The sequence below is a fragment of the Streptomyces millisiae genome (genome assembly GCF_031845425.1).
In the GTDB taxonomy this organism is placed as follows: Bacteria; Actinomycetota; Actinomycetes; order Streptomycetales; family Streptomycetaceae; genus Streptomyces; species Streptomyces millisiae.
In genome coordinates this window covers 1-14,760 of record NZ_JAVREM010000050.1, presented here as the reverse complement: position 1 = coordinate 14,760, position 14,760 = coordinate 1, and the positions used below count along the sequence as shown (strand labels likewise).

Genomic DNA, 14,760 nt, shown 5'->3' with positions numbered 1-14,760 from the left:
CCGCTCGGGCCCCGAGGTTCCGGGCTCCAGCCGCCTCGCCCCAGCCGGCGGATCACGCGCGTGGGATCGCCATGTACTTGTACTCGAGGAACTCGTCGATGCCCACACGTCCGCCCTCGCGGCCGAGACCCGAGGCCTTGACGCCGCCGAACGGCGCGGCGGGGTTGGACACGATGCCGGTGTTGAGGCCGACCATGCCGACCTCGAGGGCTTCCCCCACCCGGAAGCCGCGGTCCACGTCCTGGGTGAACAGGTAGCCCGCCAGGCCCCAGGGGGTGTCGTTGGCCAGGCGGACGGCCTCCTCCTCCGTGTCGAACGGGACGACGGGAGCCACCGGACCGAAGATCTCCTCGGCCATGAGGTCCGCGTCGGCCGAGACGTCCGAGAGGACGGTGGGCGAGTAGAAGTAGCCAGGGCGGTCGGGCCGGTTCCCGCCGCAGACGACCTTGGCGCCCTTGCCGACGGCGTCGTCGACCAGTTCCTGGACCTTCCGCAGGGCCTTCTCCTCCACGAGCGGGCCGACCTCGGTGCCGGGCTCGGCGCCGTCGCCGACCGACAACGCGCCCAGCCGTGCGGCGAGACGGCGCGCGAACTCCTCGGCGATGGGCCGCTGGACGAAGATCCGGTTCGCGGCGGTGCATGCCTCGCCCATGTTGCGCATCTTGGCCGCGACCGCTCCTTCGACCGCGCGGTCCAGGTCGGCGTCCTCGAAGACGACGAAGGGGGCGTTGCCGCCGAGCTCCATCGACGAGCGCATGACGTGCTGGGACGCCTGCTCGAGCAGGCGGACGCCCACCGCGGTCGACCCGGTGAAGCTGATCTTGCGGGCGATGCCGCTCGCCATCCACGGTGAGACCACCGAGGAGGCGTCGATCGTGCACACGACGTTGAGGACGCCGGCGGGGAGCCCGGCCTCGACCAGGATGTCCACGAGCGCCAGGGAGGAGAGCGGGGTGAGGTTGGCGGGCTTGAACACGATGGTGCAGCCGGCCGCGATGGCCGGTCCGATCTTGCGGGTGCCCATGGCGAGCGGGAAGTTCCAGGGGGTGACGAGGACACTGGGGCCGACGGGTTCGCGCGAGACGAGGATGCGGTTCTTCCCGTCGCCCGTTGTCGTGAGGTCGCCGCCGATGCGGACGGCTTCCTCGGAGAACCAGCGGAAGAACTCGGCGGCGTACGCGACCTCGCCCCTGGCCTCGGCGAGCGGCTTGCCCATCTCAGTGGTCATGATCAGGGCGAGCTCGTCCTGCCGCGCCATGATGAGGTCGTAGGCCCGGCGCAGAATCTCGCCGCGCTCACGGGGCGCCGTCCTGGCCCAGTCCCTCTGCACGCGGCCCGCGGTCTCGATGGCGCGCAGTGCGTCCTCGGGGCCGCCGTCGGCCACGGTCGCGACGACCTCCTCGGTCGCCGGATTGACGACGTCGAAGCGGGCACCGGACGCGGCTTCGCCCCACTGCCCGTCGATGAAGACGCCTGTGTTGACTGTGGCGATGACCTCGCGTGCTCGCTGTGAGGTGCGGAGGTCGCTGGCGTTGGTGGTCATCGGGGTTCTTCCGTCTCCTCGGTGTGGCGGTCTCTGGTCGGGGGAGCAGTCGGGCTGGTGGCTCTGGTCGCGCCCCGGTCGAGGACCTGGGCCAGGTGCAGGCCGGGCCTCGCGGGATCGAGCTGGTCCACCTGTCTGGCGCACGAGAAGCCGTCGGTCAGTACGGCGACGTCGTGGTCGGTGGCTCTGAGCGCGGGGGCGAGCGCGTGCTCCGCGACCCGCATGCTCACGTCGTAGTGGTCGGCTTCGAAGCCGAAGTTCCCGGCCACGCCGCAGCAGCCGTTCGCGTCGACGATGTCGCGCACGCCGGCCGCCTCTAGCACGGTCCGCTGGGCCGTGGCCCCGAAGACCGAGTACTCGTGGCAGTGCGTCTGGAGTACCGCCCGCTGTGGCACCGGCCTCGCCGGGGACGGCTCCCAGCCCGCTGACACCCGGTCGGCGAGGTGCGCGGCGAAGCTGCGCACGCGCGCCGCGACGCGCTCGGCTTGCTCCGTGTGGACGAGTTCGGGCAGGTCCTTCCGGAGTGCGGCCGCGCAGCTCGGCTCGACGACGACGATCGGCCGGTCGGTGCCGTCGTCGAGCGCTTCCGCGGCCTTGGCGAGCAGCCGCTTCGCGGTACCGAGCTGGCCCGTCGAGATCCACGTCAGACCGCAGCAGGCGTCGGCGGCGCATTCGACGGCGTCGCCGGCGTCCGCGAGGACGCGGGCCGCCGCGCCGGCGACCTCGGGCCGGAAGCCGCGCGTGAACGTGTCCACGAACAGGACCGCCGCGTCCTCGCCGGCGGCCCCCGGGGCCCGGACGCCGGCTTCGGCGATCTCGCGCCGCCACTCCCGCGCGCTGGCGAACCGCGGCAGCGCGCGCTTCGTGGTGAGCCCGCCCGCCGCCGCCGCGACCTTGCCCAGCGGGGTCGTGAGGACCGCGTTGACGATGCCGGGGAGGCGGCCTGTCAGCTTGAGCCACCGTGGTAGCCAGCCGAGCGAGAAGTGCGTGAGCGGCCGGCGGCGGCCACGGTGGTAGTGGTCGAGGAACTCCGACTTGTACGTGGCCATGTCGACACCGGCCGGGCAGTCGGTTGAGCAGGCCTTGCACGCCAGGCACAGGTCCAGGGCCTCCCGGACCTCCTCGGACCGCCAGCCCTCCTCGACCGTGCGCGCGCCACGGACCATGTCCTGCAGGACGCGGGCACGGCCTCGTGTCGAGTCCTTCTCGTCCCGTGTGGCGCGGTAGCTCGGGCACATCACCCCGCCGCCGTCCGCGCGGCACCGGCCCACGCCGATGCAGCCCTGGACGGCGTGGACCCACGGATCCGTCCCGGCGGACGTCGCCGGTCGCAGGTCGAAGCTCGTGCGCCATTCACGCTCCGGAACCCCCGCGAGGGCGAGGTGGGCGTCCATGGGGTCGGGATCCGTCATGGAGCCCGGGTTCAGGATGCCCGCCGGGTCCCACAGCCGGCGGCACTCGGAGAACGCGGCCAGCACCTCGGGCGAGTACATGAGGGGCAGCAACTCGGACCGCGCACGGCCGTCTCCGTGCTCGCCCGACAGCGATCCGCCGTGCCGGACCACGAGCTCCGCGGCCCGGTGGGTGAAGGCGCGGAAGACCTCGCGGCCCTCCTCGCTTCGCAGGTCGTAGGTGATGCGGATGTGCATGCAGCCGGCGCCGAAGTGCCCGTACATCACGCCGGTGAGCTCGTGCTCGGCCAGGAGTTCGCGAAGGTCCGCGAGGTAGTCGGCGAGCCGCTCCGGCGCGACCGCCGAGTCCTCCCAGCCCGGCCACGACTCGCCCCCTGACGCCAGACGGGAGGACAGTCCTGCCCCGTCTTCCCGGACCCGCCAGAGCGAGGCACGCTCCGCCGGGTCCGCGGCCGCACGGCCCTGCACGAGCCGCCCGTTCTTCGCCAGCCGCGTGAGCAGCCGGTCCGCCTGGGCGCGCACCGACGCCGCGTCGTCGCCGTCCAGGTCCACGAAGAGCCACGCCCGCCCCTTGGGCAGGCCGAGGACGGAACCGGAACCCCGGCGGTGCCGCATCGTGGCGACGATGGCCTCGTCGGTGCCCTCGACGGCGGCCGGCGAGAACTCGAGGATCGTCGGGACGTCGCGGGCGGCGTCGACGACGTCCGCGTAGCCGAGACAGACGAGCAGCGCGCTCGCCGGCTTCGGCACGAGCTTCATGCGAGCGCCCACGACGACGGCCCACGTCCCCTCGGAGCCGACGACCGCGCGCGCGATGTTGAACTTCTTCTCCGGCAGGAGGTTCTCGAGGTGGTAGCCGGAGACCTGCCGGGGAATGCGGCCGAACTCGAGTCGGAAGGCGCTCAGGTTCTCCTGTGCCAGCCGGGCCAGCGACGCCGCGAGGGCTTCCGCCCGGGTGACGGAGAACAGGTCGGCGGGATCGGTGGCTCGGATACCTGTCTCGGTCGCCGTCAGCCGCGCGCCGTCGGACGTGACGAGGTCGATCTCCGCCACGTGGTCGGAGGTGCGGCCGTAGCGGACGGAGTGGTTGCCGCACGCGTCGTTGCCGATCGCCCCACCGACCGTGGCGCGGTTCCTGGACGAGGGGTCGGGCGCGAATGTGCGGCGACCGCCGGTGGCGCGCTCCACCTCGCGGGACAGCGCCGCGAGCACGACGCCGGGTTCGACATCGACCGTCCCGGCCTCCTCGTCGACGGCGAGGACACGGTCCATGTGCCGGGAGAAATCCAGCACGAGCCCGGGACCGACGGCGTTGCCGGCCATGGACGTGCCGCCCCCTCGGGCGATGACGGCCGTGCCGCTCGCCCGGCACGCCGCGACGGCGGCCACGACGTCGTCGACGGTGCGCGGAAACACGACCGCGAGCGGTTCGACGCGGTAGTTGGAGGCGTCGTAGGAATACTCGGAACGCCGCCGCGGCGACGCCTCAGCCGGCACCCCCGCCTCCGCGAGTTCCCGGAGCAACGCCGTCACCGGACGGCTGGCGGGATCGGTCATGGGCATGAGCTCTTTCTCGGAACGTCAGTCAGTGGCCGGTGACCGCGACACGGGGCCGCGGGTGCCCCGTGTCGTCCGGCGTCGGCTCAGAAGGTGTGCAGCACCGCGCGAAAGAACTCGGTCGGCTCGACGGCCTCGACGGGAACCGGACCCTCGTTGGCCGAGAACTCGTACCCGGTCTCGGGACCGTACTCCTCGCCGCCCGCCGACACCCTGCCGTCGATCTGGAACAGGATCTCGATGGAGGGGTGCTGGCCCGCCTGGTACACCGCACCGGCGTCCAGACGAAGGAAGCCGATCCGCAGATTGCGTTCCGTGAAGCTTCCCAGCCACTTCTCCTGGAGGCCCGCGCCGCCGGGCTGCCATGCGAAGGCCTTCGGGTCCATCGCGATGACATCGGTGTACCGCGGAGCCGCGAACTCGAGCTTGCCTCCCGTGGCGTGTTGGAAGATCGCCTGCGAACCATCCATGGTCCGGGGCACCCCCTCGGCGTCCGTGTAGTGGTACAGGCCTTTCTTGAACTCCCCGGTCTTGTTCAGCTCGGCGTTCACCGCCTCACGCTGCGCGACGCTCAGGTAGCCGGCGCCACTCGCGCCGCCGCACTGCAGGACCATGGTGCGAAGCCCCTCGGGGCGCTCCTGGGGGCCGTAGTGGACGCTCTCGGGGAAGTACCCCACCCACCCTTCCTCCAGCACGTCGGTATCGGTGTACGGCAGCCTGCCCCGGATGACGTAGCGGATCTGGTCGAAGTTGTGCCGATGGCGAGGGGTCCGCCAGCCGCCACCGCCTGTGAGGCCCATGTTCAGGTCGTAGTTGTTGGGCGAGCCGTCTTCTCCGAACAGCAGGTGCTTCTGGTCGAGTGTTCCCTCGCGCATGGTTCCGACCCGTTCGCTGTCGGTGTCGGATGCCTTGCCTACGCGCATCTCTGCTCCTTCACGCAATCGATGTCGCCCCGCGGTGAGCGCCGGTGGGCCCCGGCGTCCTTTCTGCCCGCAGGCGTCCGGCGGGGGCGACCGTCGCCGTTGACGATATCCCATAATGCGGGATAACTTCCAAGGGGTGGTGGGGATGCCACCTCCCGTCACGCACGAGTGACGCTCCAGGAGCCCCGTCCACCACTGCCCGCACGCCCACCACGAAGCGCGACGCCACGAGGATCGACGATGACGACGACACCCCTGACCCACACCCCACATGACTCCGGCGTGCCGGCGTCGGCGCGGGACTTCAGCGTCGAGGGTCGGGTGGTCGTCGTCACCGGTGCCGCCCAGGGCATCGGCCGCGAACTGGCGCGCCAGTTCGCCGCGGCCGGAGCCGTCGCCGTGGTGGCCGACATCGATGTCGACAAGGCGGACACGGTCGTCAAGGAGATCCAGGACGCCGGTGGGGTCGGTCTGGCCGTCAGGGTGGACGTGGCCGACGAGTCGTCCGTCCTGGCGATGGTCGACACCGTCATCGAGCGGTGGGGCCGGATCGACGTCCTGATCAACAACGCGTCGATCTTCGCGACCATCGAGAAGGCGCCGTTCGACCAGATCCCCGTGGCGCAGTGGGAACAGGTGCTGAAGGTCAACGTCACCGGGAGCTACCTGTGCGTCCGGGCGGTGGCCCCACACATGCGCGCGGCGGGCTTCGGCCGCATCATCAACGTCTCGTCCGACGCGGTGACCCGTGGCACCGCCAACTACCTGCACTACGTCACCTCGAAGTCGGCCCTGATCGGCATGACCAACTCCCTGGCGCGCGAGCTGGGCGGCCACGGGATCACCGTCAACTGCGTGCGGCCCGGCATGGTCGCCACGGAGGTCGAGCGCGACCAGCCCGCCGAGGCCCGTGCGCGCGCGGCGGCCCAACAGTGCATCCCCCGGGGAATGGTCCCCACCGACCTGGTCGGCGTCATGTTCTTCCTGGCCACGCCAGCGTCCGCGTTCGTCACAGGCCAGACCATCGCGTGCGACGGCGGCTACACCCACAGCAGTTGACCCACCCGACAGCCACACGCAGTCTGAGGAGACCTCGCGCATGAGGCAGTACCCGCACCTCTACATCGACGGTCGATGGACTGAGCCGATCGAGCCCCGCGAACGGGAACTCGTCGACCCGACCCACGAGGAGGTCTTCGCCCAGGTGGCCCTGGGGGGTGCCGCGGACGTGGACCGCGCGGTCGCCGCGGCCCGACACGCGTTCGAGAGCTTCTCGACCACCTCGGTGGAGGAGCGGATCGCGTTGATCGACCGGGTCATCGACGTGTACGAGTCGCACATTGGCGACTTCTCCGAGTTGATCGCGCGCGAGGTCGGTATCCCCGTCAGCAACCGCGCTCAGGTCACGGGCCCGGCCGAACACCTGAGGGCGGCCCGCGACGTCCTGCGCGAGTACCCGTTCGAGTCGCGGGTCGGCAGCGCCATCGTCCGTCGCGAGCCGATCGGCGTCTGCGCGCTGATCTCACCGTGGAACTGGCCGGTCCAGACCGGCGTGATCAAGGTCGTCTACGCGCTGGCCGCCGGGTGCACGGTGGTCGCCAAGCCCAGTCTCAACTCCGCCGCGAGCGGTGTACTCCTGGCCCAGGTGCTGCACGAGGCAGAGGTGCCGCCGGGCGTGTTCAACCTGGTGAACGGCACCGGCCGCGAGGTGGGCGACGCGCTGTCCCACCACCCGAGCGTGGACATGATCTCCTTCACCGGGTCCACCGCCGCCGGCAAGCAGGTAGGGGCCGCGGCCGCGGGCACCGTGAAACGTACCTGTCTCGAACTGGGTGGGAAGTCGGCCAACATCGTGCTGCCCGACGCCGACCTCGAACGGGCCGCGCGCTGGAACATCCAGCGCTGCTTCTTCAACGCCGGCCAGTCCTGCCATGCTCCCAGCCGCATGCTGGTGCACGAAAGCCAGGTGGAGCAGGTGGTGCCCTTCCTGGTCGACGAGGCGCGCCGCTACCGCCTGGGTGACCCGCTGCAGAGATCGACGACCATGGGGCCGGTCGTCAGCGCCGCCCAGTTCACGTCCATCAGAGACCACATCCAGAGCGGTCTCGACGAGGGCGCCCGCCTCGTCACCGGCGGTGTCGAGCGGCCCGACGGTCTCGACCGGGGTTATTTCGTACGTCCCACGGTGTTCACCGGAGTCACATCGGACATGAGGATCGCCCGAGAGGAGGTCTTCGGCCCTGTCCTGGCCGTCCTGTCCTATCGCGACGAGGACGACGCCCTGCGCATCGCCAACGACTCGCCCTACGGGCTCGGCGGATATGTCTTCGGCGGCCGGCGGACGAACGCCCACCGCGTGGTGAACGGGCTGCGCGCCGGACGCATCAGCTACAACGGCGCGGCGACGGACTCCCACACCCCCATGGGCGGATACAAGCAGTCCGGCATCGGTCGCTCGATGGGCAGGTTCGGACTCGAAGAATATCTCGAAGTCAAATCCGTGTACGGGTTCGAGGACGAGGCGCAAGCGTTGCCGACCTTGTTCGGCTGAGACACCCCGAGCCCGTCAGGAGCCTTCAGCACATGAACGACGAAGCGATCCCTCTGCTGCGCAATCCCGCCAAGGAGAAGTTGTCCAGGGGCGAGCCGGTGTTCTCGATGACCATTCGACTGGTGCGGACCGTCGACATCGCCGCCATCGCCCACACGGCGGGTTTCGACTCCGTCTACATCGACATGGAGCACAGCAGCTTTCCCCTGGAAGCCGCGGGCCAGATCTGCATGGCCTGTACCCATCTGGGCGTCACCCCCCTCGTCCGCGTCCCCGGCCCCGACCCCTTCCTCATCGCCAGGGTGATGGACGCCGGCGCCATGGGGATCGTCGTGCCCGGCGTGCAGTCCGCCGACGAGGCGCGCGCCGCGGTTCGAGCCGTGAAGCACGCGCCCCTGGGCGAGCGCTCCCTGGCGGGCGCGGCGCCCCAACTGCACTACCGGCCCCTCCCCGCCGATCAGACCGTCCGCGAGCTCGACCAGGCATCCATGGTGGTGGCGATGGTCGAGTCCCGGGCCGGTCTGGACGCGGCGGACGCCATCGCCGCGGTGGACGGCGTGGACGTCCTCCTCGTGGGCGCGAGCGACCTCAGCGGCGAACTGGGGGTCGCCGGGCAGGTGGACCACCCCCAGGTACACGAGGCGTTCCTGCACGTCATCGACGCCTGCCGAGCACACGGGAAGGCCGTGGGCCTCGGCGGCCTCGGCGGGCGGCCGGACCTCATCCGGCGGTATCTGGAACTCGGAGCCGGCTACGTCTCCACCGGCAACGACATCTCGTTCCTCAGCGCCGCCGCGGCACAGAAGCGTCGGCAGTTCGACTGATCGTCTCGTCACGGAACAGGAATCGCACATGAAGATCTGCGTGTACGGCGCCGGGGCCGTGGGCGGGCACATCGCCGGACGCCTCGCCGGAGGGCGAGCCGAGGTCTCGCTGATCGCCCGCGGGGAGCAACTCGCCGCGATCCGACAGCACGGGCTGCGGGTGGAGACCCGTGACGGAGAGCTCGTCTCGCACCCCGTCGCCACCGACCGCCCCGGCGATCTGGAGCCACAGGACGTCGTCATCGTCGCGGTCAAGGCCCCGGCCCTGCCAACCATCGCCGAGCACGTCGGTTCCCTGCTCCACCAGGACGGCCTGGCGCTGTTCGTCACCAACGGCATTCCCTGGTGGTACTTCCACTCACACGGCGGAGCCCTGGACGGCACCCACCTCCGGCGGCTGGATCCCGGGCGGCTGCTGTGGGACCACGTCCGTCCGGAGCGCGCCGTGGGCGCCGTGGCCTACACCGCCTGCAGCGTGATCGCGCCGGGGGTGATCCGTGCCGAGAACCCACGCAACCGCCTGATCATCGGACGCCCCGACGGCCGGCCCGACGGGAGGCTCGACACCCTGGCGTCGCTCCTGAATCCGAGCGGCCTGGAGGTCGGCGTCACGCCGAGGATCCGCGACGCGATCTGGGCCAAACTACTCATGAACCTGATCGGAGGCTCGCTGGCCGTCCTCAGCGCCTCGCCCATGAAGGACGTCCTCGACAAGCCCGCTGTGGCGGGCACCGCCAAGGCGATGGCAGCCGAGGGCGCCGCCATCGCCCGCGCCCTGGGCTGCGATCCGGGCGACCCCGACGAGGGCCTGAGCAAGCTGGCGAAGTCCGGGCATCTACAGAGCATCGCGCAGGACCTGCGGGCCGGCCGGCCCATGGAGATCGACGCCATGTTCCGGGTCCCCCTCGACCTGGCCGAACGGTTGGGGGTCCCGACCCCCAACCTCGACCTGGTGATCGAACTGGCCACCCAGCGGGCCCGTGCCGCGGGCCAGTATCACGACACCAGTCGATGACATCGCAGCGTCCGGCCTGAGCGGCGGTATCGGCGGGTGCGGCGCCCGTCGTGATGGTGCGGTAAGCCGGCTCCAGTCATTGACCAAGTCTCACAATGCAGGATATCTTCAAGCGTCGTAGCGAGGAGCCGTACACCGTCGCCGCCGAGCCGCCGGCGCATCGTGCCCATCTTTGAAAGCGGAGCCGGCAGTCCGTCTTGATCGAGACGGCCCACCGCCAGAAGGGGCGGTTCACCACACACCGTCGTGTTCGCGCCGTCGCGCACCGAACACCAAAGCAAAGGTAGTAAGCCGCATGACCGGACAATGGCGATCGAACCCATGCGAAACTCGTACTCCCAGCCCGGCTGATGACCCCACCCGTTCCCGCCACGTCTCGGGCGCGGTGCGACCGGGAGGTGTCGACCGATGAACACGCACGTCAACGCGGGCCCGCGGCTCGACAGCCTGCCGACTGGCAGGTTCCACCGGCGCTTCGCGCTGTTGGTCGGCCTCGGCATGTTCTGCGACTCGTTCGACAACACACTCTCGGCCGGGGTGCTGGCGGCGATGCTGGACACCGGCTTCTCGACACTCGAGCTGAACTCGCTCTTCCTGTCGGTCACGTTCGCCGGTCTCGCGATCGGGGCGTCCTTCGCCGGCTGGCTCAGTGATCGCTACGGACGCGGCTTCGCCTTCCAGTTCAGCCTGGCGCTCTTCGGCGCCCTCGCCCTGGGTGCGGCGATGGCGCCGTCAATGGAGGTGCTCATCGTCCTGCGAGGCGTGATGAGCATCGGGATGGGGGCCGAGTACGTCATATGTTACGGCATGATCACGGAGTTCATCCCGCGGGGCCGCCGCGGCCGATACCTGGGCCTGCTCGGGATCTTCGCCGGACTCGGCGTCTCGCTGTCCTCGCTCGTCGGCTGGGTGGTCATTCCCGCGTTGTCCTGGCGCGGGATGTTCGTCATCGGGGGCGTCGGCGCGCTGATCGTCTGGTGGCTGCGCCGGGGCATGCCGGAGTCGCCGCGCTGGCTGGAGTCGCGCGGGCGGTACGAGGAGGCCGAGGCCATCATCCAGCGGATCGAGAGGGAGTCCGGGGTCTCGGGCCAGGTCGTCCCGACTCCGGTCGCGCACCAGGCGGCCGGCGCGGCGGACGAGAATGTCGAGTGGGTGCCGATCACGGTGCTGTTCTCGCGCCCTGTCATCCGGCGGACGTTGATGGCGCTGATCCTGACCGTCACGTGCCTGTTCGGCTCCTACGCCGTCACCGGCTGGATGCCCACCTTCTTCGTGGAGCAGGGGATGACGGTGTCCAAGTCCCTCGGGTTCAACGCGGCCATCATGTCCGGCTACGTCGCGGGGCCACTCCTGTGCGTGTTCATCGTCGACCGCCTCGGACGGCGCCGCAGCATCATGATGTTCGGGACGCTCTCGGCGATCTTCGCCGGCGTCTATCCGTTCATGAACGAGCCCGCGCAGGTCATCGCCGTCGGCTTCGTCCTGGTCGCCACGGTCGCGTCGTTCCTGACCCTGGGGCTGGGCACGACCCCGGAGTTCTTCCCGACCGCCTTCCGCTTCCGTGGCGGCGGTTTCACCCAGACCGTCGGTCGCATCGGCCTGATCTTCTCCCCCTTCATTGTCCTGTGGCTGTTCTCCCACCACGGCGTCCTCGGGGTGATCCTGGCCGTCTCTGGCATGTACGTCGTCGTGACCCTGCTCAACGCCGTAGCTGGTGTGGACACGTCTCGCGAGGCGTTGGAGCAGCTCGCCCCGGACGGCGACGCCGATGAGGCGCCGGAGGGACCCAGAGCCACGCATGACGCACAGCCGGAGCCGGGTGCGTCTCCCGGTTCCTCGCCCTCGGGCTCGTCTCTCGCGGTTCAGCGGCCGGGCCCGCACGGCTGAACCCGTCCGCGGGCCATGCCCGTGGCCAGCCGGGTCGGTCCTGCCGGCCCGGCTGGCGAATCCGGCGGCGACTCCGCTGCCGGCCATCACACCCGCGGTGCCGTCAGCGCCGTCCACCTCATGATCATCGAGGATCGTAGACATGAAGGCTGTTCTTTTCCTGGGCGAAGGCAAGCTTGAGGTCCGTGAGTGTCCCGACCCGGTGCCCGGGCCGGACGAAGTGGTCATCCGTATGAAGGCCTCCGGCATGTGCGGGAGCGACCTCCACCACCTCCACGGCCCGCGGCGCACCGGATCTCAGCTGGTGATCGAAGGACACGAGCCGTGTGGCGTCGTCGAGCTCGTCGGTAACGCCGTGCGACCCAGCGAGGCCAGGGTCGGAGACCGGGTCATGGTCCACCACTACGACGGGTGCCGTACCTGTCCATACTGCCGTTCGGGCTGGACGCAGTACTGTCCCAACGCGCGCACGGTATATGGCGGGCTGGACGGCGACGGTGGACATGCGGATTTCATGAGAATTCCCGCGCACACGCTCATCCGCTTGCCCGACTCACTGTCGTTCAAGACCGGCGCGGCCATCTCGTGCGGCACCGGAACGGCCTTCGGAGCGATCAAGAGGGTCGGTCTGTCCGCCGACGAGACCGTGGCGATCTTCGGGCAGGGGCCCGTGGGCCTGAGCTGCACCCTGCTGGCCAAGGCCTTCGGCGCTCGGGTCATCGCCCTCGACGTCGAGCCCTCGCGGCTGAAGCTGGCCGAACAGTTCGGCGCCGACCACGTCGTCGATGCGCGAGAGCAGGACCCCGTGGCCGCTGTTCGCCAACTGACTCGCAACGGCGAGGGCGCGGACAAGTCAATCGAATGCAGCGCCAACACCACCGTGCGCCGGCAATCGGTCCAGGCACTCCGGCGCTGGGGAACCGCATGCATGGTCGGAGTCTTCGGCAAGATCGAGCTGGACAGCGAAGAACTCATCCAGTTGCAGAAGACCATCGTGGGCTCGCTCACCTTCAGCAAGAACCTCCAGGAGGAGTGTGCCCTGTTCGTCGCCGAGCGCGGCCTGGACGTGGAGTCGCTGTTCACGGACGAGTTCCGGCTGGACGAGGCGGAGCGGGCCTACGAGCTGTTCGATCGACGCCAGATCGGCAAAGGCGTCTTCGTCTTCGACTGACGAGGCGTCGAAGGTCAGGTGAGAGGGAAGCAGTGACCACATCCCAGCAGAACTTCGCTCCGAGCGAGCAGGCCCAGGTCTTCTTGTCCCGTGACGTGCACCATCTCGTCATCGACGGCCAGCGCGTCCCGGCCGCGTCCGGGCAGACACTGACCACCGTCAATCCGTCGACCGGTGAAGTCCTGGCGCGGCTCGCCGCCGGCGGCCGGTCCGACGTCGATCGCGCGGTCCTGGCCGCACGCAGGGCGTTCCGAGGTCCGTGGAGCAGCTGGACCCCGTACGAGCGCCAGGCGTTGCTGACGCGCATCGCCCAGGTCCTCGACGAAAGATTCGAGGAACTGATTCAGATCGAGGCCCTTGACATGGGCGCCCCGGTCTCGAGGTTGCGTAACACCAAGCCCGCCTTGCTGAAGATGGTGTCGTTCTTCGCCTCTCAGGCGGCGAACATCACGGGTGAGACGTTGATGAACGGTATCCCCGGCAACGTCACCACGATGACGTTGAAGGCCCCGGTCGGAGTCATTGGCGGCATCATTCCCTGGAACGGTCCACTCAACGGTCAGTTCTGGATCGTCGGTGCTGTTCTGGCCAGCGGGTGCACCGCCGTGCTGAAGCCATCCGAGGATGCCTCCCTTTCGGTGCTGCGGGTGGCCGAGCTCCTGCACGAGGCCGGAATGCCGGCTGGGGTCATCAATGTCGTCACCGGCCTGGGCGAGGAAGCCGGCCATGCGCTGGCGGCTCACCCCGATGTCGACCGCATCGCTTTCACCGGATCGACGCAGACCGGCCGCAGCATCATCCAGGCGTCCACCGTGAACATCAAAAAGCTGCAGCTGGAACTGGGTGGCAAGTCGGCGGATATCCTGTGCTCCGACGCAGACCTGGACAAGGCGGTGCCGGGAGCCGCGATGGGTGTTTTCGCCAACTCCGGTCAGATCTGTTTCGCCGGCACCCGGGTGCTGGTTCAGCGGCCCATCGTTGACGAGTTCACCGAGCGGCTGCTGGCGTTCACGGACACCCTTCGGATCGGGCACAGCCTGAACGCCGCCGCCGCACTGGGCCCGGTCATCTCCCAAGCCCAGTTGGACAAGGTGCTGTCCTACATCGATGTCGGACGAGCCGAAGGGGCCGAACTGCTCCGCGGCGGCCAACGGCTCGGGGGCGAACTCGAAAACGGATACTTCGTGCAGCCGAGTGTCTTCGGAGGGGTGACCAACGAGATGCGAATCGCTCGCGAAGAGATCTTTGGCCCAGTTTTGTCGATTCTGCCGTTCGATGATGTGGACGAGGCCATCGCTATCGCTAATGACAGCGAATATGGTCTCGGGGGAGCGGTGTGGTCACAAAGTCTGTCCACTGCTCTTCGAGTGGTCCATGGCGTGCACACCGGCACGATGTGGGTGAACTGTTACGGCTACATCGATCCGTTGGTCGGATTCGGTGGAACGAAGCTGAGTGGGTATGGCTCCAAGGGGAGTGCTGCACATATGGACACCTACCTGTACACCAAGAGTGTCTACATGGAACTATGACCGGCCCGCTGTCGCTCGGCCGCGGTGCCATCCACTGACCTGCCGTTTCCGAGCCGGTCGGGTGGGGTCAGGTGAGGTTTTGGGAGGCGGGTAGGTGGTGGTTGGCGGCCCAGGAGGCGAGGATCCGCAGGCGGTCGTGGGTGGGGGAGCCGGGGGGCGCGGTCCAGACGGTCAGGTGCTGGTCGGGGTCGGTGTTGGCGGTGAGGGTGTCCCAGTCCAGGACGAGTTCTCCGACGACGGGGTGGTCGAGGGTCTTGGTGCCGATGGTGCGGGCTGCGACCTGGTGTTCTCCCCACCACTGGGCGAACTGCTTGTCGCGCAGCGAGAGCTCGCCGACGAGCGCGA

Annotated in this window: 11 protein-coding genes; 7 read left to right on the top strand and 4 right to left on the bottom strand. The window is 69.3% G+C overall.

Annotation, left to right across the window (positions count from 1 at the left end):
• Nucleotides 1-52 precede the first annotated feature (52 nt).
• From RNC47_RS26620 to RNC47_RS26610, 3 genes are all read right to left on the bottom strand, one after another.
• A complete protein-coding gene (locus tag RNC47_RS26620; RefSeq protein WP_311602272.1) occupies nt 53-1,543 on the bottom strand; it encodes an NAD-dependent succinate-semialdehyde dehydrogenase in 1,491 nt (496 codons plus the stop codon).
• Nucleotides 1,540-4,512, bottom strand: a complete 2,973-nt coding sequence (locus tag RNC47_RS26615) for an FAD-binding and (Fe-S)-binding domain-containing protein (RefSeq protein WP_311602271.1) — start codon at nt 4,510-4,512, stop codon at nt 1,540-1,542. Before RNC47_RS26615 ends, RNC47_RS26620 begins: the two co-directional genes overlap by 4 nt.
• 86 nt (nt 4,513-4,598) lie before the next feature.
• On the bottom strand, nt 4,599-5,435 hold the full coding sequence (locus tag RNC47_RS26610) for a hypothetical protein (protein ID WP_311602269.1): 837 nt from the start codon (nt 5,433-5,435) through the stop codon (nt 4,599-4,601).
• Nucleotides 5,436-5,675: 240 nt separating this feature from the next.
• Here RNC47_RS26610 and RNC47_RS26605 point away from each other — a divergent pair, with 240 nt between their 5' ends.
• The 7 genes from RNC47_RS26605 (at nt 5,676) to RNC47_RS26575 (ending at nt 14,415) form a co-directional block, all read left to right on the top strand.
• Nucleotides 5,676-6,494, top strand: coding sequence for an SDR family NAD(P)-dependent oxidoreductase (locus RNC47_RS26605; protein WP_311602268.1), 819 nt, complete (start codon nt 5,676-5,678; stop codon nt 6,492-6,494).
• Nucleotides 6,495-6,534: 40 nt separating this feature from the next.
• The gene (locus RNC47_RS26600) at nt 6,535-7,986 is read left to right on the top strand and encodes an aldehyde dehydrogenase family protein (RefSeq protein ID WP_311602267.1); all 1,452 of its coding nucleotides are present in this window, start codon (nt 6,535-6,537) and stop codon (nt 7,984-7,986) included.
• 32 nt (nt 7,987-8,018) lie between these two features.
• Nucleotides 8,019-8,810 (top strand): HpcH/HpaI aldolase family protein, encoded by a 792-nt coding sequence (locus tag RNC47_RS26595; RefSeq protein WP_311602265.1) that lies wholly within the window; start codon nt 8,019-8,021, stop codon nt 8,808-8,810.
• A gap of 28 nt (nt 8,811-8,838) precedes the next feature.
• Nucleotides 8,839-9,825, top strand: coding sequence for a ketopantoate reductase family protein (locus tag RNC47_RS26590; RefSeq protein WP_311602264.1), 987 nt, complete (start codon nt 8,839-8,841; stop codon nt 9,823-9,825).
• Nucleotides 9,826-10,233: 408 nt separating this feature from the next.
• Nucleotides 10,234-11,712, top strand: coding sequence for an MFS transporter (locus RNC47_RS26585; protein ID WP_311602263.1), 1,479 nt, complete (start codon nt 10,234-10,236; stop codon nt 11,710-11,712).
• 142 nt (nt 11,713-11,854) lie between these two features.
• Nucleotides 11,855-12,883, top strand: a complete 1,029-nt coding sequence (locus RNC47_RS26580; protein ID WP_311602261.1) for a zinc-dependent alcohol dehydrogenase family protein — start codon at nt 11,855-11,857, stop codon at nt 12,881-12,883.
• A 32-nt stretch (nt 12,884-12,915) separates the two neighbouring features.
• Entirely contained in the window at nt 12,916-14,415 is a 1,500-nt protein-coding gene (locus tag RNC47_RS26575) for an aldehyde dehydrogenase family protein (RefSeq protein WP_311602260.1), read from the top strand.
• A 67-nt stretch (nt 14,416-14,482) separates the two neighbouring features.
• Here RNC47_RS26575 and RNC47_RS26570 read toward each other — a convergent pair.
• Nucleotides 14,483-14,760: MmyB family transcriptional regulator (locus RNC47_RS26570; protein ID WP_449657355.1), on the bottom strand; the 278-nt coding region annotated here is incomplete at its 5' end.

Excerpts from the sequence above, each read along its gene's own strand:
- RNC47_RS26615 (WP_311602271.1), bottom strand. The coding sequence starts at position 4,512 with ATGACCGATCCCGCCAGCCGTCCGGTGACGGCGTTGCTCCGGGAACTC.
- RNC47_RS26610 (WP_311602269.1), bottom strand. The coding sequence starts at position 5,435 with ATGCGCGTAGGCAAGGCATCCGACACCGACAGCGAACGGGTCGGAACC.
- RNC47_RS26595 (WP_311602265.1), top strand. The coding sequence starts at position 8,019 with ATGAACGACGAAGCGATCCCTCTGCTGCGCAATCCCGCCAAGGAGAAG.
- RNC47_RS26590 (WP_311602264.1), top strand. The coding sequence starts at position 8,839 with ATGAAGATCTGCGTGTACGGCGCCGGGGCCGTGGGCGGGCACATCGCC.
- RNC47_RS26585 (WP_311602263.1), top strand. The coding sequence starts at position 10,234 with ATGAACACGCACGTCAACGCGGGCCCGCGGCTCGACAGCCTGCCGACT.
- RNC47_RS26580 (WP_311602261.1), top strand. The coding sequence starts at position 11,855 with ATGAAGGCTGTTCTTTTCCTGGGCGAAGGCAAGCTTGAGGTCCGTGAG.
- RNC47_RS26600 (WP_311602267.1), top strand. The coding sequence starts at position 6,535 with ATGAGGCAGTACCCGCACCTCTACATCGACGGTCGATGGACTGAGCCG.
- RNC47_RS26605 (WP_311602268.1), top strand. The coding sequence starts at position 5,676 with ATGACGACGACACCCCTGACCCACACCCCACATGACTCCGGCGTGCCG.
- RNC47_RS26620 (WP_311602272.1), bottom strand. The coding sequence starts at position 1,543 with ATGACCACCAACGCCAGCGACCTCCGCACCTCACAGCGAGCACGCGAG.